Annotated in this window: 20 protein-coding genes; 13 read left to right on the top strand and 7 right to left on the bottom strand. The window is 54.6% G+C overall.

Annotated features, from left to right (window positions below; translation table 11 throughout):
- Positions 1 to 102: 102 nt before the first annotated feature.
- The 5 genes from lon to bolA form a co-directional block, all read right to left on the bottom strand.
- Positions 103 to 2,457 (bottom strand): endopeptidase La, encoded by a 2,355-nt coding sequence (lon, locus tag V1572_RS07785; RefSeq protein WP_008503315.1) that lies wholly within the window; start codon positions 2,455 to 2,457, stop codon positions 103 to 105.
- Between the two features lie 182 nt (positions 2,458 to 2,639).
- Positions 2,640 to 3,914, bottom strand: coding sequence for an ATP-dependent protease ATP-binding subunit ClpX (gene clpX / locus V1572_RS07780; protein ID WP_008503316.1), 1,275 nt, complete (start codon positions 3,912 to 3,914; stop codon positions 2,640 to 2,642).
- Positions 3,915 to 4,040: 126 nt separating this feature from the next.
- A complete protein-coding gene (clpP, locus tag V1572_RS07775; protein ID WP_008503317.1) occupies positions 4,041 to 4,664 on the bottom strand; it encodes an ATP-dependent Clp endopeptidase proteolytic subunit ClpP in 624 nt (207 codons plus the stop codon).
- 260 nt (positions 4,665 to 4,924) lie between these two features.
- A complete protein-coding gene (gene tig, locus V1572_RS07770; protein WP_008503318.1) occupies positions 4,925 to 6,223 on the bottom strand; it encodes a trigger factor in 1,299 nt (432 codons plus the stop codon).
- Between the two features lie 330 nt (positions 6,224 to 6,553).
- Entirely contained in the window at positions 6,554 to 6,871 is a 318-nt protein-coding gene (gene bolA / locus V1572_RS07765) for a transcriptional regulator BolA (RefSeq protein WP_021241655.1), read from the bottom strand.
- Between the two features lie 305 nt (positions 6,872 to 7,176).
- On the opposite strand from bolA, the gene V1572_RS07760 reads away from it, so the two are divergent.
- The 8 genes from V1572_RS07760 to V1572_RS07725 all read left to right on the top strand — a co-directional run bounded on the left by V1572_RS07760 (position 7,177) and on the right by V1572_RS07725 (position 16,052).
- Positions 7,177 to 7,755 carry a lipoprotein gene (locus tag V1572_RS07760; protein ID WP_028017643.1) on the top strand — a complete coding sequence of 193 codons (579 nt, stop codon included), beginning with the start codon at positions 7,177 to 7,179 and terminating at the stop codon, positions 7,753 to 7,755.
- A 46-nt stretch (positions 7,756 to 7,801) separates the two neighbouring features.
- Positions 7,802 to 9,277, top strand: coding sequence for a muropeptide MFS transporter AmpG (gene ampG, locus V1572_RS07755; RefSeq protein ID WP_395299841.1), 1,476 nt, complete (start codon positions 7,802 to 7,804; stop codon positions 9,275 to 9,277).
- 479 nt (positions 9,278 to 9,756) lie between these two features.
- A complete protein-coding gene (gene cyoA / locus V1572_RS07750; RefSeq protein ID WP_008503322.1) occupies positions 9,757 to 10,704 on the top strand; it encodes a cytochrome o ubiquinol oxidase subunit II in 948 nt (315 codons plus the stop codon).
- A 16-nt stretch (positions 10,705 to 10,720) separates the two neighbouring features.
- A complete protein-coding gene (cyoB, locus tag V1572_RS07745) occupies positions 10,721 to 12,712 on the top strand; it encodes a cytochrome o ubiquinol oxidase subunit I (RefSeq protein ID WP_262790198.1) in 1,992 nt (663 codons plus the stop codon).
- Positions 12,702 to 13,316, top strand: a complete 615-nt coding sequence (locus tag V1572_RS07740; RefSeq protein ID WP_008503324.1) for a cytochrome o ubiquinol oxidase subunit III — start codon at positions 12,702 to 12,704, stop codon at positions 13,314 to 13,316. Before cyoB ends, V1572_RS07740 begins: the two co-directional genes overlap by 11 nt.
- Complete coding sequence (locus V1572_RS07735; RefSeq protein ID WP_006176899.1) at positions 13,316 to 13,642, top strand: cytochrome o ubiquinol oxidase subunit IV; 327 nt, start codon at positions 13,316 to 13,318, stop codon at positions 13,640 to 13,642. Before V1572_RS07740 ends, V1572_RS07735 begins: the two co-directional genes overlap by 1 nt.
- A gap of 11 nt (positions 13,643 to 13,653) precedes the next feature.
- On the top strand, positions 13,654 to 14,541 hold the full coding sequence (gene cyoE, locus V1572_RS07730) for a heme o synthase (protein ID WP_013095848.1): 888 nt from the start codon (positions 13,654 to 13,656) through the stop codon (positions 14,539 to 14,541).
- Between the two features lie 149 nt (positions 14,542 to 14,690).
- The gene (locus tag V1572_RS07725; protein WP_262796863.1) at positions 14,691 to 16,052 is read left to right on the top strand and encodes an MFS transporter; all 1,362 of its coding nucleotides are present in this window, start codon (positions 14,691 to 14,693) and stop codon (positions 16,050 to 16,052) included.
- 31 nt (positions 16,053 to 16,083) lie between these two features.
- Here V1572_RS07725 and V1572_RS07720 read toward each other — a convergent pair whose 3' ends face one another.
- On the bottom strand, positions 16,084 to 16,575 hold the full coding sequence (locus tag V1572_RS07720) for a YajQ family cyclic di-GMP-binding protein (RefSeq protein WP_023293165.1): 492 nt from the start codon (positions 16,573 to 16,575) through the stop codon (positions 16,084 to 16,086).
- 121 nt (positions 16,576 to 16,696) lie between these two features.
- Here V1572_RS07720 and panE point away from each other — a divergent pair, with 121 nt between their 5' ends.
- Complete coding sequence (gene panE / locus V1572_RS07715; protein ID WP_023616113.1) at positions 16,697 to 17,608, top strand: 2-dehydropantoate 2-reductase; 912 nt, start codon at positions 16,697 to 16,699, stop codon at positions 17,606 to 17,608.
- The gene (yajL, locus tag V1572_RS07710; RefSeq protein WP_045909781.1) at positions 17,571 to 18,164 is read left to right on the top strand and encodes a protein deglycase YajL; all 594 of its coding nucleotides are present in this window, start codon (positions 17,571 to 17,573) and stop codon (positions 18,162 to 18,164) included. Before panE ends, yajL begins: the two co-directional genes overlap by 38 nt.
- Before the next feature lie 120 nt (positions 18,165 to 18,284).
- Here yajL and thiI read toward each other — a convergent pair whose 3' ends face one another.
- Positions 18,285 to 19,733 carry a tRNA uracil 4-sulfurtransferase ThiI gene (thiI, locus tag V1572_RS07705; protein WP_196352033.1) on the bottom strand — a complete coding sequence of 483 codons (1,449 nt, stop codon included), beginning with the start codon at positions 19,731 to 19,733 and terminating at the stop codon, positions 18,285 to 18,287.
- Between the two features lie 191 nt (positions 19,734 to 19,924).
- On the opposite strand from thiI, the gene xseB reads away from it, so the two are divergent.
- The 3 genes from xseB to dxs are packed head-to-tail and all read left to right on the top strand — an operon-like array spanning position 19,925 to position 22,954.
- The gene (xseB, locus tag V1572_RS07700) at positions 19,925 to 20,167 is read left to right on the top strand and encodes an exodeoxyribonuclease VII small subunit (RefSeq protein WP_045909783.1); all 243 of its coding nucleotides are present in this window, start codon (positions 19,925 to 19,927) and stop codon (positions 20,165 to 20,167) included.
- Positions 20,168 to 21,067, top strand: a complete 900-nt coding sequence (gene ispA, locus V1572_RS07695) for a (2E,6E)-farnesyl diphosphate synthase (RefSeq protein WP_196345865.1) — start codon at positions 20,168 to 20,170, stop codon at positions 21,065 to 21,067.
- Positions 21,068 to 21,091: 24 nt separating this feature from the next.
- Complete coding sequence (gene dxs / locus V1572_RS07690; protein ID WP_048030083.1) at positions 21,092 to 22,954, top strand: 1-deoxy-D-xylulose-5-phosphate synthase; 1,863 nt, start codon at positions 21,092 to 21,094, stop codon at positions 22,952 to 22,954.
- Positions 22,955 to 22,958: the final 4 nt, after the last annotated feature.

The raw sequence follows: 22,958 nt of genomic DNA, 5'->3' as shown, positions 1-22,958 counted from the left end.
GCTGACCTAATCAGCAATCTAAATTAGCTATACAAAAAAAGGCTGGCAAGTGCGAAATGACTTACCAGCCTTGTTTTTATTGACGCTCTTTGCGCGAGGTCACTATTTTGCGGTTACAACCTGCATTCCGGACGGTTCATTCTGCAATGCGAGACTAAGTACTTCCTCAATCCGCTTAACAGGATGGATCTGCAGGTCGGCAATCACGTTGTCCGGAATCTCTTCCAGATCGCGTTTGTTTTCGTAAGGGATCAATACGGTTTTGATCCCACCACGATGCGCCGCCAGCAGTTTTTCTTTTAAGCCACCGATTGGCAGAACCTGACCGCGCAGGGTGATTTCACCGGTCATTGCCACATCAGCACGCACCGGGTTACCTGTCAGGCAAGAAACCAGAGCGGTACACATGGCAATACCCGCGCTTGGACCATCTTTCGGCGTCGCCCCTTCAGGTACGTGTACGTGGATGTCGCGTTTTTCGTAGAAATCCGGGTTGATACCCAGTTTCTCCGCGCGCGCGCGCACCACGGTCAGCGCCGCCTGAATGGACTCCTGCATCACTTCACCCAGCGAGCCGGTATAGGTCAGCTTGCCTTTACCCGGTACACAAGCGGTTTCGATGGTCAGCAAATCGCCGCCCACTTCCGTCCATGCCAGACCGGTCACCTGGCCAACGCGGTTTTCGTTATCCGCGCGACCATAGTCGAAGCGCTGAACGCCGAGATAGGCATGCAGGTTATCACCATTAATCGTGATGTGTTTCAGGCTCTTATCCAGCAGCAGCTGTTTCACCGCCTTACGGCACAGTTTAGAGATTTCACGCTCAAGGCTACGCACGCCCGCTTCACGGGTGTAGTAGCGGATGATGCCAATAATCGCGCTGTCCTCGACGGTCAGCTCGTTGGCTTTCAGCGCGTTACGCTCAATCTGTTTCGGCAGCAGGTGCTGTTTCGCGATGTTCAGCTTCTCGTCTTCGGTATAGCCGGAGAGACGGATCACTTCCATACGGTCCAGCAGCGGGGCCGGAATATTCATGGAGTTCGACGTCGCCACGAACATCACGTCGCTCAGGTCGTAGTCCACTTCCAGGTAGTGATCGCTGAACGCCACGTTCTGTTCTGGATCAAGCACTTCCAGCAGCGCAGACGCCGGGTCACCACGCATGTCCGAGGACATTTTGTCGATCTCATCGAGCAGGAACAGCGGGTTTTTAACGCCCACTTTCGCCATCTTCTGGATCAGTTTACCCGGCATAGAACCGATGTAGGTACGGCGGTGACCGCGGATTTCCGCTTCATCGCGTACGCCGCCCAGCGCCATACGGATATACTTACGTCCGGTCGCTTTGGCGATGGACTGGCCCAGAGAGGTTTTACCCACCCCCGGCGGTCCTACCAGGCACAGAATTGGGCCTTTGATTTTGTTTACACGGCTCTGTACCGCAAGGTACTCAAGAATGCGGTCTTTCACACGTTCCAGGCCGTAGTGGTCGGTATCGAGGATTTCCTGCGCCTGACGCAGGTCTTTTTTGACCTTGCTGCGGGCGTTCCACGGAACCTGCACCATCCACTCAATGTAGCCGCGTACGACGGTCGCTTCAGCCGACATCGGAGACATCATTTTCAGCTTCTGCAGTTCTGCTTCGGCTTTCTCTTTCGCCTCTTTCGGCATCTTCGCCGCGTCGATCTTACGCTTCAGCGCTTCGTTTTCGTCCGGCGCATCGTCCATCTCGCCCAGCTCTTTCTGAATGGCCTTCATTTGCTCATTCAGATAGTACTCACGCTGAGATTTCTCCATCTGCTTTTTCACGCGGTTGCGAATACGCTTCTCAACCTGCAGCAGATCGATTTCAGACTCCATCATCGCCATCAGGTATTCCAGACGTTCGTTAACGTCGGACATTTCCAGCACGGACTGTTTGTCAGCCAGCTTCAGCGGCATGTGTGCAGCGATGGTGTCCGCCAGACGTGCAGGATCGTCGATGCTGTTCAGCGACGTCAGCACTTCTGGTGGGATTTTCTTGTTCAGCTTGATATAGCCTTCAAACTGGCTAATCGCGGTGCGAACCAGCACTTCCTGTTCGCGCTCATCAAGTTCAGGCGAATCAAGGTACTCTGCCTTCGCAGAGAAGTGTTCGCCGTCGTCTGACAGAGTGGTAATACGCGCACGCTGCAGGCCTTCTACCAGCACCTTCACGGTGCCGTCAGGCAGCTTCAGCATCTGCAAAATAGAGGCCACGGTCCCGACGGTGAAAAGATCGTTTACACCCGGCTCATCCGTTGATGCTTCTTTCTGCGCCACCAGCATGATTTTTTTATCATGATCCATAGCGGCTTCGAGGCAACGGATAGATTTTTCCCGCCCTACAAATAAGGGTATGACCATGTGCGGATAAACCACCACATCGCGCAACGGCAATACGGGGATTTCAATGCGTTCAGAACGCTCAGGATTCATAGAGCTCTCTCTTAGTTAGTGTCCGCCAGGTAAGCTGGTCATGTCACTGTGCTTCACATAACCATTAACATGTATCCAGTATATGGGGATGTTTCCCACACATTCAACGCTATGAATACGGAAAAAGTAAAGGGGAGATAAAATCCCCCCTTTTTGATTAACTGCTTGTATGATTTGGTGAATTATTCGCCAGATGCCTGCTGGGCTTCCGGTTTGCCGTAAATCAGCAGCGGTTTGGTTTGACCGCTGATGACCGACTCGTCAATCACCACTTTCTCAACGTCTTCCATCGACGGCAGATCGTACATGGTGTCGAGCAGTGCCGCTTCAACGATAGAACGCAGGCCACGCGCGCCGGTTTTGCGGCTCATTGCTTTTTTGGCAATCGCATCCAGCGCTTCGTCGCGGAATTCCAGATCAACCCCTTCCAGATTGAACAGCGCCTGATACTGCTTGGTCAGCGCATTTTTCGGCTCTTTCAGGATCTGGATCAGCGCCTCTTCACTCAGCTCATTCAGCGTAGCCACAACCGGCAGACGACCGATGAATTCAGGGATCAGACCGAATTTGATCAGATCTTCTGGTTCAACCTGTGCCAGGAGCTCGCCTTCGTTCGGTTTTTCGGATGTGGATTTCACCGTTGCGCCAAAACCAATGCCGGAGCCGGTTTCAACACGGTGGGAGATAACTTTATCCAGACCAGCAAAGGCACCGCCACAGATAAACAGGATCTTGGAGGTATCAACCTGCAGGAACTCCTGCTGCGGATGTTTACGACCCCCCTGTGGCGGAACGGCGGCAACCGTACCTTCGATCAGCTTCAGCAGTGCCTGCTGTACGCCTTCACCCGATACGTCACGAGTGATGGACGGGTTGTCGGATTTACGGGAGATCTTGTCGATCTCATCGATGTAAACAATCCCGCGCTGGGCTTTCTGTACGTCGTAATCGCACTTCTGCAGCAGTTTCTGGATGATGTTTTCGACGTCCTCACCCACGTAACCGGCTTCGGTCAGGGTGGTGGCATCCGCCATGGTGAACGGAACATCAAGCAGACGCGCCAGGGTTTCAGCCAGCAGCGTTTTACCGGAACCGGTTGGGCCGATGAGCAGAATGTTACTTTTACCCAGTTCCACGCCATTGCTGGTATCGCCGTTACGCAGGCGTTTGTAGTGGTTATAGACCGCTACCGCCAGCACTTTCTTGGCCTGCTCCTGGCCGATGACGTAGTCGTCAAGGTGATGACGAATTTCATGCGGCGTTGGCAGCGCGCTGCGCTCACGGTGCGGTGCGACTTCTTTAATCTCTTCGCGAATGATGTCGTTACATAAATCGACGCATTCGTCGCAGATATACACGGACGGCCCGGCAATCAGTTTACGCACTTCATGCTGGCTTTTGCCGCAAAAAGAGCAGTACAGCAGTTTGCCCGAACCATCTTTGCGTTTATCTGTCATGAGTCCAAACCTCTTTTTAAGTTCTTTGTGCCGCACATGACGACGCAAATGCCATTCTAAGACGCAAGCTGCATCAAGCAGCGTGCCGCCCTACCTTAGTATAGCGGCACACTCGCGTCGCGGGCATCAATTACGATGGGTCAACACGGAGTCGACTAAGCCGTACTCAACTGCCTCTGAAGCAGAGAGGAAGCGATCGCGCTCGGTATCGCGCTCGATCTGCTCGAGAGGTTGACCCGTATGCTGCGCCATAAGTTCATTCATGCGCGCTTTTACTTTCAGAATTTCGCGGGCGTGGATTTCGATATCCGTCGCCTGCCCCTGGTAACCGCCCAGCGGCTGGTGAATCATCACGCGGGAATTTGGCAAGCAGAAACGCTTACCCTTCGCCCCTGCGGTTAACAGGAACGCGCCCATAGATGCTGCCTGACCCATACAGATCGTGCTGACATCCGGTTTGATGAATTGCATGGTGTCATAAATGGACATCCCTGCTGTAATCACGCCACCCGGGGAGTTAATGTACAGGTAAATGTCTTTTTCCGGGTTTTCCGCTTCCAGAAACAGCATCTGCGCCACGATCAGGTTAGCCATGTGGTCTTCCACCTGGCCGGTCAGAAAGATAACGCGTTCCTTGAGCAGACGGGAATAGATATCAAAAGAACGCTCACCACGTGAGGTCTGTTCAATAACCATTGGCACCAGAGCCATATGGGGTGCAAAGTTATCTCGTTCGCCACTGTATGACATTTCCGTCTCCTGGATCAAAATTGAAAACACCTGCTGTACTGATTGTAACCTTACGGACGGATTATCAGCCAGTCTCATTCATCATGATTACGTACTTATGGGGTTCACAGTGCCCTATTTCAAGCATAACAACCTTTTGTTGTTACGCTAACACCGAAAGGGCGTTTTAGCACTCTTCCTGGGCTCTGGCTGCGATAAAAAAAACCCGCTGCCGCAAGGCAACGGGTTTTCTGTTCAAACTTTAAACCGTTGGGGCGAAATTACGCCTGCTGGTTCATCAGTTCGTTGAAAGAGGTCGCTTTTTCGGTCACTTTCGCTTTCGCCAGTACCGCTTCAACCGCCTGCTCTTCCAGGGCTACGTTGCGCATATTGTCCATCAGCTCTTTGTTCTTACCGTAGAACTCGATCACTTCTGATGGATCTTCGTATGCAGAAGCCATCTCTTCGATCAGGCCTTTCACACGCTCTTCGTCAGCTTTCAGCTCGTGGGTACGAATCACTTCGCCCAGCAGCAGGCCAACCACAACGCGACGTTTCGCTTGCTCTTCGAACAGCTCGCGTGGCAGTTCCATCGCTTGCTGCTGGTTGCCACCGAAACGCTGTGCAGCCTGACGGCGCAGAACGTCGATTTCGCTGTCGATCAGGGCAGCAGGAACGTCGATTTCGTTGGCTTTCACCAGACCTTCGATCGCCTGAGACTTCACGCGGTTGCGCACAGCACCGTTCAGCTCGCGCTCCATGTTTTTACGCACTTCGGTACGCAGGCCAGCAACAGAACCGTCTTCCACGCCGAAACGTTTGATGAACTCTTCAGTCAGTTCTGGCAGTTCGCGCTCTTCCACTTTCTTCAGGTTGATCACGAACTTCGCTGCTTTACCCTTCAGGTTTTCAGCGTGGTACTCTTCAGGGAAGGTCACGTCGATGGTGAACTCTTCGCCCGCTTTGTGGCCTTTGATACCATCTTCGAAGCCTGGGATCATACGACCCTGGCCCATTGCCAGTACGAAGTCAGACGCTTTGCCGCCTTCGAACTCTTCGCCGTCTACAGAACCGGTGAAGTCGATGGTCACACGGTCTTCCGCGTCAACAGCGCCTTCTTTCTCTTTCCAGTTCGCCTGCTGCTTACGCAGGGTGTCCAGCATGCCGTCAACGTCTTCGTCAGTCACGGAGACAATCGGTTTTTCAACTTCGATAGATTCCAGACCTTTCAGCTCAACTTCCGGGTACACTTCGAACTCTACGGAGTAGGTGAAGTCTTCGCCCAGTTTGTATTCGCCTGGAACGTAGTTTGGCGCACCGGCCGGATTGATTTTTTCTTTGATGATCGCATCGATAAAGTTGCGGCTCATCAGTTCACCCAGCACATCCTGACGCACGGAAGCGCCATAACGCTGGGCAACAACATTCATTGGTACTTTGCCCTTACGGAAGCCGTCAATACGTACTTTTTTTGCTACGTTGACCAGCTCGCTTTTCACAGCAGTTTCGATGCTGTCAGCAGCGATAGTAATCGTTACACGGCGGCCAAGGCCTTGAGTGGTTTCAACTGAAACTTGCATCTTGTTACCTCAAAAAAATCACAGTGCTCGGTCAACTCTGAATCTGTCTGTTATACCGGGATGCTCTCTTAGTGCAGATTCACATTCCCTGTCGCCAGAATCATCCCGAAGACATTCAATAAGACGCGGCATTATAGCGGCATCACTTAGGTGAGTCGAGAACGGTTGGGGCATGTTGCTGCGGCTTTTTTCACACTTTAAGGCTATTTTTAGCCTTAAAATCGCACCATCCGCTCAAAACTCAGACAAAACAAAACGGCCCGGAGGCCGTTTTGAGGAAATCTGTAAGCAACATACTGGAAAAGCTCCAGCCGTTGCAAATCCGATTTATCAGGCGATAGTGCCTGCACCGCGACAGGGCGGCGATGCGAAAACCGTATCCTGCAAGCCTTCCCATTCCTTAATGGTGTAGGTATGCAGTGCCAGCGCATGCACGGTCGTGGAGAGCTCTTCCGTCAAGGTGCTGTAGATCAAGCGATGTCGGTTCAGGAAACGTTCTCCCGTGAAGCGATCGCTAACCAGAACCACTTTAAAGTGGCTTTCAGAACCTGCCGGTACGTTATGACGATAGCTTTCGTCGACGACTTCGAGGAACACAGGGTTGAACGCTGCCCTTAATTTATCTTCTATATGCTCACGTATCATCATGAAATTACTCCTCCGACAACGCCAGGATGTCACCCATCCCTTTAAATGTTAGCCGCTTTTACCGTTTCCATTACACCTTGACAACAAATATTTAGCTTTCGTCTGATTTTCTCATTCAAACGAATGAAGTTCACTGTGAGGCTCATACCTTTTGTCATCCGTGGAAGGAGAAAATGGGTGAGCTGGTCAGTTTTCGGACAAGACGATGAATTTACATGCGTTGACCACTTCCCCTGACCGTTGGCGATGTTATGATGGCGGCAATTTTTCTCTCTATTATGCTTACGATTCGTGAGAACCTTAAAATGTTAAAAAAACTCTTCTTTCCATTGGTAGCCCTTTTTATGCTGGCAGGCTGCGCTACCCCGCCGACCACCATTGATGTCTCACCGAAAATCACCCTGCCTCAGCAGGACCCAAGCCTGATGGGCGTCACCGTGAGCATTAACGGCGCCGATCAGCGTCAGGATCAGGCTCTGGCTAAAGTGACCCGCGATAACCAGCAGGTGACGCTCACCGCCTCCCGCGACCTGCGCTTCCTGCTGCAGGAAGTGCTGGAGAAACAGATGACCTCCCGTGGCTATATGGTTGGCCCAAGCGGCGCGGTGGATCTGCAGATCATCGTGAACAACCTGTACGCTGATGTGTCTCAGGGCAACGTGCGCTACAACATCGCCACCAAAGCGGATATCGCCATCATCGCGACCGCGAAGAACGGTAACAAGATGACCAAGAACTATCGCGCGAGCTACTCTGTAGAAGGCGCGTTCCAGGCATCGAATAAAAATATTGCTGATGCGGTTAACAGCGTGCTGACGGATACCATTTCCGACATGGCGCAGGACACAAGCATTCACGACTTCATCAAGCAGAACGCGCGTTAATCCTGCCCGCTGACCCGGTCTATCGCCGGGTCAGTTTTATAAGAACATGTCCAGCCATTACTTACGCATTTTCCAGCAACCGAAATCAGCGATTCTGCTGATCCTCGGCTTTGCCTCGGGTTTACCCCTCGCGCTCACCTCCGGCACGCTTCAGGCGTGGATGACGGTCGAGAACATCGATCTGAAAACCATTGGCTTCTTCTCGCTTGTGGGTCAGGCCTATGTATTCAAGTTTCTGTGGTCTCCGGTCATGGATCGTTACACGCCGCCTTTCCTCGGGCGTCGTCGCGGCTGGCTGGTGATGACGCAACTCCTGCTATTGCTGGCCATTGCGGCGATGGGTTTTCTTGAACCCGCCACGCAGCTGCGCTGGATGGCCGCGCTTGCGGTGGTGATTGCCTTCTGTTCCGCCTCTCAGGATATCGTGTTCGACGCCTGGAAGACGGACGTGTTACCAGCGGAAGAGCGCGGTGCCGGTGCGGCCATCAGCGTGCTGGGCTATCGCCTCGGGATGCTGGTCTCCGGCGGGCTGGCGCTGTGGCTGGCAGACCGTTACTTAGGCTGGCAGGGGATGTACTGGCTGATGGCTGCTCTGCTGATCCCCTGCATTATCGCGACACTATTGGCGCCTGAACCGAGTGACGTTATCCCGGTTCCCCGCTCGCTGGAGCAGGCCGTCGCCGAACCGCTGCGTGACTTCTTTGGCCGCAACAACGCCTGGCTGATCCTGCTGCTTATCGTCCTTTATAAGCTGGGTGACGCTTTTGCCATGAGCCTGACCACCACCTTCCTGATCAGGGGTGTCGGCTTTGACGCCGGTGAAGTGGGCGTGGTGAATAAAACGCTGGGGCTGTTTGCGACCATTGTCGGGGCACTGTATGGCGGCGTGCTGATGCAGCGCCTGACGCTGTTCCGCGCGCTGCTGATCTTCGGCATTCTGCAAGGCGCCTCTAACGCAGGCTATTGGCTGCTGTCGATTACCGACAAACATATGATCAGCATGGCTGCGGCGGTATTTTTTGAAAATCTCTGTGGCGGTATGGGGACAGCGGCCTTTGTCGCCCTGCTGATGACCCTGTGCAACAAGTCATTTTCCGCTACGCAGTTCGCACTGCTCTCGGCGCTCTCTGCCGTAGGCCGCGTTTATGTAGGCCCAATTGCCGGCTGGTTCGTGGAAGCCCACGGTTGGCCAACATTTTATCTCTTCTCGGTCGTGGCTGCCGTGCCGGGGATTTTATTGTTGCTGGTGTGTCGCCAGACGCTGCAATATACCCAGCGGACCGAACACTTTATGCCGCGCACCGAATATCACCGCGCCTACCGTTTTGCGTTACGACTGTTAATGGTGGGCTGCATTGCGCTGGCACTCTGGCTTGTGGTGCTCATTATTAATGCCAGCACGTCTCTGGCACTCCCCTTCGGGGCCCTTCTGCTGGACGCCGGTGCCCTGCTGGCCATCGTTGGGATCCTGACCGGGGGTCTGCTCGATTTCATGGCGTTGCGTAAAACGCAGCTGACCTGAAGAAAAATACGAAAGGTTATTTCCCGTTGTAATCACTAACCGAAATTATAACGGTGAAATAGCCACCAGCGACGAAAAAAAATATTTGTTGTTTTGTGCGGGATAGGATTTGGAAATTATTGGCTCCGGTTCCAAAACGCTATTTTTCATTAAACGATTCAGCATGTGATTGTTTGATTTTTCGTTTTTTAGATGTCTTTTTATTGATAATCAATTGTTAATTTTTTGTTTATTTTTAACAATGGTTATACCAATTGCCCCTTTTAGGGTATGCTTGGGGGTCCTTTCGTTATAAAGCCCATCTCATGCGGCTTCGGTCATAAAAACCGACATAATTTGCAACACTTGTGACACGTGCGGCAGAACCCGGTAACACCTTCCTGACACAGGCCTAATGATGTTTACAGTAATGTAACCTTCCCGTAAAATGCCCGCACACTTTAAACGCCACCAGACTCCCGTGGAATTGAGGTCGTTAAATGAGACTCAGGAAATACAATAAAAGTTTGGGATGGTTGTCATTATTCGCAGGCACTGTATTACTCAGTGGCTGTGATTCTGCACTACTAGACCCCAAAGGACAGATTGGACTGGAACAACGTTCACTGATATTGACGGCTTTTGGCCTGATGTTGATTGTGGTTATTCCAGCCATTTTGATGGCTGTTGGTTTCGCCTGGAAGTATCGTGCGAGCAATAAAGATGCGAAGTATAGCCCGAACTGGTCACACTCCAATAAAGTGGAAGCTGTGGTCTGGACGGTACCTATCCTGATCATCCTGTTCCTTGCCGTACTGACCTGGAAAACCACTCACGCACTTGAGCCGAGCAAGCCGCTGGTTCACGATGAAAAACCTATTACCATCGAAGTGGTCTCCATGGACTGGAAATGGTTCTTCATCTATCCAGAGCAGGGTATTGCTACCGTGAATGAAATCGCCTTCCCGGCGAACACTCCGGTTCAGTTCAAAGTGACCTCCAACTCCGTAATGAACTCCTTCTTCATCCCGCGTCTGGGTAGCCAGATTTACGCGATGGCCGGCATGCAGACTAACCTGCACCTGATCGCGAATGAAGCAGGCACCTATGATGGTATCTCCGCCAGCTATAGCGGCCCGGGCTTCTCAGGTATGAAGTTCAAAGCTATTGCAACGCCAGACCGTGCCGCTTTCGACCAGTGGGTTGAAAAAGCGAAGCAGTCTCCAAACACCATGTCTGACATGGCGGCGTTCGAAAAAGTGGCTGCACCTAGCGAATACAACAAGGTGGAGTACTTCTCTAACGTGAAACCCGATTTGTTCAAAGATGTGATTGGCAAATTTATGGATCACGGCAAGAGCATGGACATGACCCAGCCTGAAGGCGAGCACAGCGCGCACGAAGGTATGGAAGGCATGGACATGAGCCACGCGGAAACCGCTCACTAAGGGGCCGAGGAAGAAAATGTTCGGAAAATTGACACTGGATGCAGTGCCCTACCATGAACCGATTATCGTGGTTACGGTGGCTGCAATTATCATTGGTGGCGCGGCCTTACTGGCCTTAATCACTTACTTCGGTAAGTGGAGCTACCTGTGGAACGAGTGGCTGACTTCGGTTGACCACAAAAAACTCGGTATCATGTACTGCATCGTCGGTATCGTCATGTTAATTCGTGGCTTTGCGGATGCAATCATGATGCGTAGCCAGCAGGCACTCGCCTCTGCGGGTGAAGCCGGCTTCCTGCCACCGCACCACTACGATCAGATCTTTACCGCCCACGGCGTTATCATGATCTTCTTCGTGGCGATGCCGCTGGTTATCGGTCTGATGAACGTGGTCGTTCCGCTGCAAATCGGCGCGCGCGACGTGGCGTTCCCGTTCCTGAACAACCTGAGCTTCTGGTTCACGGTTGTCGGCGTTATCCTGGTTAACCTGTCACTGGGTGTGGGCGAATTCGCGCAGACCGGCTGGCTGGCTTACCCACCGCTGTCAGGAATTGAGTACAGTCCGGGCGTTGGCGTCGACTACTGGATTTGGGCGCTTCAGCTCTCCGGTGTCGGTACAACCCTGACCGGTATCAACTTCTTCGTGACCATTATCAAGATGCGTGCCCCTGGCATGACCATGTTCAAGATGCCGGTATTTACCTGGGCATCTCTGTGCGCCAACATCCTGATTATTGCCTCCTTCCCAATCCTGACCGTCACCATCGCGCTGCTGACCCTGGACCGCTACCTGGGCACCCATTTCTTCACGAACGATATGGGTGGCAACATGATGATGTACATCAACCTGATTTGGGCCTGGGGTCACCCGGAAGTGTACATCCTGGTTCTGCCTGTGTTCGGTGTGTTCTCCGAAATCGCAGCAACCTTCTCGCGTAAACGTCTGTTTGGTTACACCTCTCTGGTGTGGGCAACCGTGTGTATTACCGTTCTGTCGTTCATCGTTTGGCTGCACCACTTCTTCACCATGGGTGCGGGCGCGAACGTAAACGCCTTCTTCGGTATTACCACCATGATTATCGCCATCCCGACCGGGGTGAAGATCTTCAACTGGCTGTTCACCATGTACCAGGGCCGTATCGTGTTCCACTCAGCAATGCTGTGGACCATCGGCTTCATCGTGACCTTCTCCGTAGGTGGGATGACCGGCGTACTGCTGGCAGTACCAGGTGCTGACTTCGTTCTGCACAACAGTCTGTTCCTGATTGCGCACTTCCATAACGTTATCATCGGTGGCGTGGTCTTCGGCTGCTTCGCTGGCGTAACCTACTGGTGGCCAAAAGCGTTCGGCTTCACGCTGAACGAGAAATGGGGTAAACGCGCGTTCTGGTTCTGGATCATCGGCTTCTTCGTGGCATTTATGCCGCTGTACGTGCTGGGCTTCATGGGTATGACCCGTCGTCTGAGCCAGCAGATCGATCCGCAGTTCCACCCAATGCTGATGGTTGCAGCGGGCGGTGCCGTGCTGATTGCCTGTGGTATCGCATCTCAGCTGATTCAGTTCTACGTGTCTATTCGCGACCGCGACCAGAACCGTGACCTGACCGGTGACCCATGGGGTGGCCGTACGCTGGAGTGGGCGACCTCTTCTCCACCGCCTTTCTATAACTTTGCCATCGTGCCGCAGGTTCATGAACGCGACGCATTCTGGGAAATGAAAGAAAAAGGTGAAGCGTACAAGCAACCTGCTCATTACGAAGAGATCCACATGCCGAAAAACAGCGGTGCGGGCATCGTGATTGCCGCTTTCGCGACGGTATTTGGTTTCGCAATGATCTGGCACATCTGGTGGATGGCGATTGTTGGCTTCGCTGGCATCGTAATCAGCTGGATTGTGAAGAGCTTTGACGAGGACGTGGACTACTACGTACCAGTCCGTGAAGTTGAGAAGCTGGAAAAACAGCATTTCGACGAGATTTCTAAAGCGGGGCTGAAAAATGGCAACTGATACTCTGGCGCACTCAACTGCCCACGCGCATGAACATGCGCACCACGATACAGGACCGACCAAAGTCTTCGGTTTCTGGATCTACCTGATGAGCGACTGCATTCTGTTCTGCTGTCTGTTCGCGACCTATGCCGTTCTGGTGAACGGCACAGCGGGCGGCCCGACCGGCAAGGACATCTTTGAACTGCCGTTCGTTCTGGTTGAAACCGCACTGCTGTTATTCAGCTCCATCACCTACGGCATGGCGGCTATCGCCATGTACAAAAACAACAAGAGCCAGGTTGTATCCTGGCTGGCGTTGACCTGGCTGTTTGGTGCTGGATTTATCGGGATGGAAATCTATGAATTCCATCACCTGATCATGGAAGGCTTCGGCCCGGATCGCAGTGGCTTCCTGTCCGCGTTCTTCGCGCTGGTCGGCACCCACGGTCTGCACGTGACCTCCGGTCTGATCTGGATGGCAGTACTGATGTTCCAGATCTCCCGTCGCGGCCTGACCAGTACTAACCGTACCCGTATCCTGTGCCTGAGCCTGTTCTGGCACTTCCTGGACGTGGTGTGGATCTGTGTGTTCTCTGTTGTCTATCTGATGGGGGCGATGTAATGAGTCATTCTAACGATCATGGCGCTTCCCACGGCAGCGTAAAAACCTACATGACAGGTTTCATCCTGTCGATCATCCTGACGGTGATCCCGTTCTGGATGGTGATGAGCGGTTCTGCGTCTAAGCCGGTTATCCTGGGTGCAATCCTGGTGACCGCGGTGATTCAGATTCTGGTGCATCTGGTTTGCTTCCTGCACATGAACACCAAGTCCGATGAAGGCTGGAACATGACCGCCTTTATCTTTACCGTGATTATCATCGCTATCCTGGTAGTCGGTTCCATCTGGATTATGTGGAACCTCAACTACAACATGATGGTTCACTAAGAGCGGCGAGTATGTTTAAGCAATACCTGCAAGTAACGAAACCAGGCATCATCTTTGGCAACCTGATCTCCGTGATCGGAGGGTTCCTGCTGGCCTCCAAAGGCAGCATTGATTACACCCTCTTTATCTACACGCTGGTCGGTGTGTCACTGGTTGTTGCGTCCGGTTGTGTATTTAACAACTACATCGACATGGATATCGACAAGAAGATGGAAAGGACCAAAAATCGGGTGCTGGTGAAAGGCCTGATCGCCCCTTCCGTCTCGCTGGTGTACGCCACCTTGCTGGGTATTGCTGGCTTTATGCTGCTGTGGTTTGGTGCTAACCCGCTGGCCTGCTGGCTGGGGGTGATGGGATTCGTGGTGTATGTGGGCGTCTACAGCCTGTATATGAAGCGTCACTCCGTCTACGGCACGCTGATTGGTTCTCTCTCCGGCGCTGCGCCGCCGGTGATTGGCTACTGCGCGGTCACGAATGAGTTCGACAGCGGTGCGCTGATCCTGCTGGCTATCTTTAGCCTGTGGCAGATGCCGCACTCCTATGCCATCGCGATTTTCCGCTTTAAGGATTATCAGGCAGCGAACATCCCGGTTCTGCCGGTCGTGAAAGGCATCTCCGTTGCCAAGAACCACATCACGCTGTACATCATCGCCTTTGCCGTGGCAACGCTGATGCTCTCTCTGGGTGGTTACGCTGGATACAAATATCTGGCGGTAGCGGCTGCGGTGAGCGTCTGGTGGCTCGGCATGGCGCTGCGCGGTTACAAAGTGGAAGATGACAAAGTCTGGGCGCGCAAGCTGTTTGTGTTCTCGATTGTGGCCATCACCTCGCTGTCCGTGATGATGTCCGTGGACTTCATGGTGCCGGATTCACATAACCTGCTGACTTACGTCTGGTAAGCCACAACAGGTGAATAAAGGGGTGCTTCGGCACCCTTTTTTATTCACTGAATCTATTAATAACGCATGTAATATTTGTTAAATAACCCTTTATTTACCCCGCCCCTTCCCCGCACTACACTATGGCCTGCTTTTGAACTGAGGTGGTAATGAACGATTATAAAATGACGCCAGGCGAGCTACGCGCGACCTGGGGCTTAGGGACTGTCTTCTCGCTACGGATGCTTGGCATGTTTATGGTCCTGCCTGTTCTGACCACGTACGGTATGGCGCTGCAGGGGGCCAGCGAGGCACTGATTGGCCTCGCCATTGGCATTTATGGTCTGGCGCAGGCGGTGTTCCAGATCCCGTTTGGCCTGCTCTCTGACCGGGTGGGCCGCAAGCCGCTGATTGTCGGCGGGCTGCTGGTCTTTGTGCTCGGGAGCGTCATTGCCGCCCTCTCCCACTCCATCTGGGGCATTATTCTTGGCCGCGCTCTGCAGGGCTCCGGCGCGATTGCCGCTGCGGTGATGGCGCTGCTGTCAGACTTAACCCGCGAGCAAAACCGTACCAAAGCGATGGCGTTCATCGGCGTGAGCTTTGGCGTGACATTTGCGATTGCGATGGTGCTCGGCCCCATCATTACGCACACGTTGGGTCTGCACGCCCTGTTCTGGATGATTGCCGTGCTGGCAACCATCGGTATTGCCTTAACCCTGTGGGTCGTGCCGGACAGCAAAAACCACGTCCTCAACCGTGAGTCGGGGATGGTAAAAGGCTGCTTCAGCAAAGTGATTGTCGAGCCGCGCCTGCTTAAGCTGAATTTTGGCATTATGTGTCTGCACATTCTGCTGATGTCGACCTTTGTTGCCCTGCCCGGCCAGCTTGCCGCAGCGGGTTTTCCGGCGGCCGAGCACTGGAAAATCTATCTGGTTACGATGCTGATTTCGTTTGTCTCCGTCGTGCCGTTCATCATCTACGCCGAAGTGAAGCGCAAAATGAAGCGCGTCTTCGTGGGCTGCGTGGCGGTCCTGCTGATTGCCGAGATCGTGCTCTGGGGTGCCGGCCCGCACTTCTGGGAGCTGATTGCCGGCGTGCAGCTGTTCTTCCTGGCATTTAACCTGATGGAAGCCCTGCTGCCGTCACTGATCAGCAAAGAGTCCCCCGCCGGTTACAAAGGCACGGCAATGGGCATTTATTCCACCAGCCAGTTCCTCGGCGTGGCGATCGGCGGCTCGCTTGGCGGCTGGGTGGACGGACTCTTTGATTCACAAACCGTGTTTCTCGCGGGGGCGCTGCTGGCGACAGTCTGGCTGCTGGTCGCCGGTACCATGAAAGAGCCGCGCTACGTGAGCAGCCTGCGCGTAGAAATTCCGGATGATGTGGAGATGAGCGATGTGCTGAAACAGCGTCTGGAAGCTAAAGACGGGATCACAGAGGTGCTGATTGTTCCCGAAGAGCGCAGCGCTTACGTCAAAATTGACAGTAAGGTGACCAACCGTTTCGAGGTCGAGCAGGCGCTCAAGGCGTGAAAAAAAGCCCGGTTAAACCGGGCTTTTTATATTAATCGCGGAAGTTTTTAAACTGGAACGGCTGCCCCAGATCGCCGCCGCGCACCAGCGCCATCACGGACTGGAGGTCGTCGCGGGACTTACCGGTCACGCGAATCTCTTCGCCCTGAATCTGCGCCTGCACCTTCAGCTTGCTGTCTTTGATGAGCTTCACAATCTTCTTCTGCACCGCGCTCTCGATGCCCTGCTTCAACTTGGCTTCCACAAACCAGTTCTTACCGCTGTGCACAAACTCGTCCGGCACATCCAGAGACGTCCCTTCGATGCCGCGCTTTAACAGCTTGGCGCGCAGAATGTCGAGCAGCTGATTTACCTGGAAATCAGACTCGCTCAGCACCTTAATGGTCTTATTTGCGTCGTTCAGCTCAAACGACGCCTCAACGCCACGAAAATCGAAACGTGACTCTACTTCGCGGGTTGCGTTCTCAACGCCGTTGCGAACTTCCTGGATATCAACTTCGGAAACAATATCGAAAGATGGCATCTTTTCTTCTCCCTTCACTTTTGTTGCGTTGCATAATACCCGCTACGAGGCATAACTCAACAGAAGCTTAGCTGTATAATTAAGCTGTAACACCTGGCGCAGTTGCAGGTGAGGAGGAACAATGAAAATTACAGTGCTCGGATGTGGAGCCCTTGGTCAGCTATGGCTGACCGCGCTGTGCAAGCACGGACATGAGGTTCAGGGCTGGCTGCGCGTGCCCCAGCCCTATTGCAGTGTAAACCTGATTGGTGAAGACGGAAGCATCTTTAACGAATCCCTCACCGCGAACGATCCTGATTTCCTGGCGCAAAGCGACCTTTTACTGGTAACGCTCAAAGCGTGGCAGGTTTCGGACGCGGTCAAGACACTGGCCGCCCAGCTCCCCCCCACTTCGCCCATCCTGCTGCTGCATAACGGCATGGGAACCCTTGACGAGCTGAAAAGCGTTCCGCAGCCCCTGCTGATGGCGACAACCACGCACGCTGCCCGTCGCGACGGCAACATCATCGTGCATGTCGCCAGCGGCGTGACGCACATCGGGCCTGCCAGAACGCAGGATGGGGACTACAGCTATCTTGCCGATGTGCTGCAGAAGGTGCTGCCAGACGTGGCCTGGCATAACCATATTCGTCCACAACTCTGGCGCAAGCTGGCCGTCAACTGCGTGATCAATCCGCTGACGGCGCTGTGGAACTGCCCGAACGGAGAGCTGAAAAATCATCCACAGGAGGTTGCACTGCTCTGTGCGGAAGTCGCGGCGGTCGTTGAGCGGGAAGGCCTGCATACCTCGGCAGACGATTTGCGCTGTTATGTCGAGCAGGTTATTGAGAGTACGGCTGAGAACATCTCCTCGATGCTGCAGGATGTTCGGGCATTACGCCACACGGAGATCGACTACATCACCGGATATCTGCTCAAACGCGCCCGCGCGCACGGCATCGCGGTGCCGGAAAACGCCCGTCTGTATGACCTGGTTAAACGTAAGGAGAGTGAATATGAGCGCGTCGGCACTGATCTGCCTCGCCCCTGGTAGCGAAGAGATGGAAGCGGTCACCACCATCGATCTGATGGTGCGTGGCGGCATTAACGTGACAACCGCCAGCGTCGCCAGCGACGGCAGCCTGGCGATTACCTGCTCGCGCGGCGTGAAGCTGCTGGCCGATGCTCCGCTCGTGCAGGTGGCCGACGGGGATTACAACATCATCGTCCTGCCCGGTGGCCTGAAGGGCGCGGAGTATTTTCGCGACAGCCCGCTGCTGGTTGAGACCGTGCGTCAGTTTCATTTATCCGGGCGCATTGTCGCGGCAATCTGCGCCGCCGCCGGAACGGTGCTGGTTCCGCACGACATTTTCCCCATCGGCAATATGACCGGCTTCCCGGGGCTGAAAGACACCATTCCGGAAGATCAGTGGGTGGACAAACGCGTCGTCTGGGATCCGCGCGTCAACCTGCTGACCAGCCAGGGCCCGGGCACCGCGATTGATTTTGGCTTAAAGATTATCGACCTGCTGGTCGGGCGCGAGAAGGCGTACGAAGTGGCGTCATCACTGGTGATGCCAGCGGGGATTTATAATTACTATGAAGAGTAGTGCATAAAAAAAGCCGGGTGGCGCGAGGTAAAAGCAAAACGGCAACCAAAGGTTGCCGTTTTTAATGTTTGCGCCCTCTCCCTGTGGGAGAGGGTCGGGGTGAGGGCATCAGGCCGCACGCTACGGACGATACACCTTCACATTCGCAAAGCCCTGCTCGCGCAGATACAGCGCCTGCAGGCGACTCATCACCCCACGCTCACACCACAGCAGGTACGTTTTGCTCTGGTCGAGGTCGCCAAACTTCGTGCTCAGCTTATAGAACGGCAGAGAAACCACCTCCACACCCTCCACCTGCAGCGGTTTGTCATCCTGCTCGTCAATCGAGCGGATATCCAGAATCGCGTCGTTCGCGCCGAAACCGCTCACGGTCTCCACTTCAACCACGTCCTGCTCGGTCTGCTGAGCGATCTCGCGGATATCAATGTTGGACGCTTCTTCCACCACTTTATCCAGAATGCTGAAATCGAAGTTCTCTTCTTCCGCTTCGATCTTCGCCTTCACCGCTTTCACCGTTGGGCTTTTTGAGATCACGCCGCAGTATTCCGGCATGGTGCGGGCAAAATCTTCGGTGCCGATTTCGCGCGCCAGATCGATGATGTGTTCTTTATCGTGAGAGATCAGCGGACGCAGGATCAGCGTATCAGACACGTTGTCGATCAGGCGCAGGTTGGTCAGCGTCTGGCTGGAGACCTGGCCCAGCGCTTCGCCGGTGACCAGCGCCTGCACGCCGTAGCGTTCAGCCACTTTGGACGCCGCACGGACCATCATGCGCTTCAGGATGACGCCCATCTGGCCGTCGTCCACTTTCTCCAGAATCTCGCCGACCACCGGTTCGAAATTAATTGCCACGAAACGCACGCGGTGGGAGCTGCCGAAGCGGTTCCACAGGTAATGTGCCACCTGACGAACGCCGATTTCGTGCGCCGCGCCGCCCAGGTTAAAGAAGCAGTAGTGTACGCGGCAGCCGCGGCGCATCAGCATATAGCTGGAGACGCCGGAGTCAAAGCCGCCGGAGATCAGGGACAGGACGTCTTCCTGGGTGCCGATCGGGAAGCCGCCGATGCCTTCATAGCGGCCTTTCACCAGCAGCAGTCGATCGTTTTCGATCTCCAGATTAACGGTTACGTCCGGGTTGGTCAGGCGCACGCGCGCAGACTCGACGTGCTGGTTCAGACCGCCGCCGACGTAACGCTCCACTTCAATGGAGCTGAACTCGTGCTTGCCGCGACGCTTCACGCGCACGCAGAAGGTTTTGCCTTCGATCTGGTCGCGGTACTGGACCAGCGCTTTCTCGAAGATGTCGTGCATATCGCTGAACGGGACATCTTCCACTTCCAGGATATGGTGGATACCTGGAATACGGGTCAGGGCGTCGCGAATATCCTGACGTTTGTTTTCGTCTTTGGCACGGACCTCAACGTGGTCCCAGTGGCGCACCACGGCGAGGGTTTCGTCGTAGTGCTTTAATACGTTACGAATGTTCCCGGTGAGAATTTTAATAAAGCGCAAACGCACAGATTGGCTTTTGATGGTGATTTCAGGGAACAATTTAATGATAAACTTCATGGCGGCAATGTTTCTTAGGCAAGCCTGTTAAGGCTTGTAATGGAAAAGAGTACAGCAGCCCACACCCGTGGCTGCATCCAGGCGCGCAAGTATACCACCATCGCGCCGCTCCTGTGCACATTGCGCGTTATTTGCTTATCCGCCCGAGTCCGTTACCATGTCGGGGCGAAGAATATAAGAGTCAATTCACTATGCCGAAGAAGAACGACGCACCGGCCAGTTTCGAAACTGCGCTGAGTGAACTGGAGCAAATTGTTACCCGCCTCGAGAGCGGCGATCTCCCGCTGGAAGAGGCGCTCAACGAATTCGAGCGCGGCGTCCAGCTGGCGCGCCAGGGTCAGGTTAAGCTGCAACAGGCCGAACAGCGCGTGCAGATCCTGCTGTCCGACAGCGAAGAGGCGAAAACCACGCCTTTCACACCGGACGCCGAGTAAATGGATTTTGCCAACGAGCTTCAGGCGCGTGTCATGCGCGCCAACGACGCCCTGCGCCGTTTTATTGCGCCACAGCCTTTTCAGAACACTCCACTGGTTGAAGCCATGCACTATGGCGCACTCTTGGGTGGAAAGCGCCTGCGCCCGTTCCTGGTGTACGCCACAGGCAACATGTTTGGCATCAGCGATAACACGCTGGACGCCCCGGCAGCCGCCGTTGAGTGCATCCATGCCTACTCGCTGATCCACGACGATCTCCCGGCCATGGACGACGACGACTTGCGTCGGGGTCAACCCACCTGCCATATCAAGTTTGGCGAAGCGAATGCCATTCTGGCGGGTGATGCCCTGCAGACGCTGGCGTTCTCGATTCTGAGCGACGCGCCGATGGCCGAAGTGGCTGACCGTGACCGGCTGGCAATGATTTCCGAACTGGCCATGGCCAGCGGCGTGGCGGGCATGTGCGGCGGACAGGCCCTGGATCTTGAAGCCGAAGGACGTCAGGTTAATCTGGAACAGCTGGAGCGTATTCATCGCCATAAAACCGGGGCATTGATTCGTTCAGCCGTTCGTCTTGGCGCACTAAGCGCGGGTGAGCAAGGGCGCAAAGCCCTGCCGATTCTGGACAGATACGCAGAAAGTATCGGTCTGGCATTCCAGGTTCAGGATGACATTCTGGATGTGGTGGGCGATACTGCAACATTGGGTAAACGTCAGGGTGCGGACCAGCAGCTTGGCAAAAGTACCTACCCCGCCCTGCTGGGTCTTGAGCAAGCCCAACGTAAAGCCCGGGATCTGATTGACGATGCCCGCCAGTCGCTGAATCAGCTGGCCGCGCAATCGCTGGATACCTCGGCACTGGAAGCGCTAGCGGACTATATAATCCAGCGTGATAAATAAACTATATATCTCGATGAGCCTTTGATGAGTTTTGATATTGCCAAATACCCGACACTGGCGTTAGTTGACTCCACCCAGGAGTTACGTCTGTTGCCGAAAGAGAGCCTGCCGAAGCTGTGCGACGAACTGCGTCGCTACCTGCTCGACAGCGTAAGCCGCTCCAGCGGCCATTTCGCCTCCGGGCTTGGCACGGTAGAGCTGACCGTGGCGCTGCACTACGTCTATAACACGCCGTTCGATCAGTTGATCTGGGACGTGGGTCACCAGGCTTATCCGCACAAAATTCTGACCGGACGTCGCGATAAAATTGGCACCATTCGACAGAAAGGCGGTCTGCACCCGTTCCCGTGGCGCGGGGAAAGCGAGTACGACGTATTGAGCGTCGGGCACTCCTCCACCTCTATTTCTGCAGGCATCGGGATTGCCGTTGCTGCCGAAAAAGAGAACAAGCAGCGCCGCACCGTCTGCGTGATTGGCGACGGCGCCATCACTGCCGGTATGGCCTTTGAGGCCATGAACCACGCGGGTGACATCAAGCCGGACATGCTGGTTGTGCTTAACGATAACGAAATGTCGATTTCCGAAAACGTCGGCGCGCTGAATAACCATCTGGCGCAGCTGCTTTCCGGCAAGCTTTACTCCTCGCTGCGTGAAGGCGGCAAGAAGGTCTTCTCCGGTGTACCGCCGATCAAAGAGCTGCTCAAGCGCACCGAAGAGCACATCAAAGGCATGGTCGTGCCGGGCACCCTGTTTGAAGAGCTGGGCTTTAACTATATCGGCCCGGTTGACGGCCATGACGTGCTGGGACTGGTAACCACGCTCAAGAACATGCGTGACCTGAAAGGTCCGCAGTTCCTGCACATCATGACCAAAAAAGGCCGTGGCTACGAACCGGCGGAAAAAGATCCGATTACCTTCCACGCGGTACCGAAATTTGACCCGTCCAGCGGCTGTCTGCCGAAAAGCAGCGGCGGCATGCCGAGCTATTCAAAAATCTTCGGCGACTGGCTGTGCGAAACCGCCGCAAAAGACAACAAGCTGATGGCGATCACCCCGGCCATGCGCGAAGGCTCCGGCATGGTGGAGTTCTCCAGAAAATACCCTGACCAGTATTTCGACGTGGCCATTGCCGAGCAGCACGCGGTGACGTTTGCCGCGGGCCTGGCCATCGGCGGCTACAAACCGGTTGTCGCTATCTATTCCACCTTCCTGCAGCGCGCCTACGATCAGGTGATCCACGACGTGGCGATCCAGAAGCTGCCGGTGCTGTTTGCTATCGATCGTGCGGGCATTGTCGGTGCCGACGGCCAGACGCACCAGGGCGCGTTTGACCTGTCGTTCCTGCGCTGCATTCCGGATATGGTGATCATGACGCCAAGCGACGAGAACGAATGTCGTCAGATGCTGTTTACCGGCTACCACTATCAGGATGGCCCAAGCGCCGTTCGCTACCCGCGCGGCAACGCGGTGGGCGTTGAGCTGCAGCCGCTGGAGAAGCTGGCGATCGGTAAAGGTCTGGTCAAACGTCGCGGTGAAAAAGTGGCGATTCTGAACTTCGGCACGCTGATGCCTGAGGCGGCGAAAGTGGCTGAAACGCTGAACGCCACCCTGGTCGATATGCGCTTTGTGAAACCGCTCGACGAATCCCTGATCCTGAGTATGGCTGAGGCGCATGACGTGCTGGTCACGCTGGAAGAGAACGCGATTATGGGCGGTGCGGGCAGCGGCGTGAACGAGGTGCTGATGGCAAACCGTAAAGCCGTTCCGGTGCTGAACCTCGGCCTGCCGGACCATTTCATCCCGCAAGGTACCCAGGACGAAGCCCGCGCGGCGATTGGCCTGGACGCTGCCGGTATCGAAGCTAAAATCCGCGCCTGGCTGGACTGAACCC

This window comes from Enterobacter quasiroggenkampii (genome assembly GCF_043972695.1).
Taxonomy (GTDB): Bacteria; Pseudomonadota; Gammaproteobacteria; order Enterobacterales; family Enterobacteriaceae; genus Enterobacter; species Enterobacter quasiroggenkampii.
Note: the sequence above shows the minus strand (reverse complement) of the source record. Positions and strands in the feature narration are given on the sequence as shown.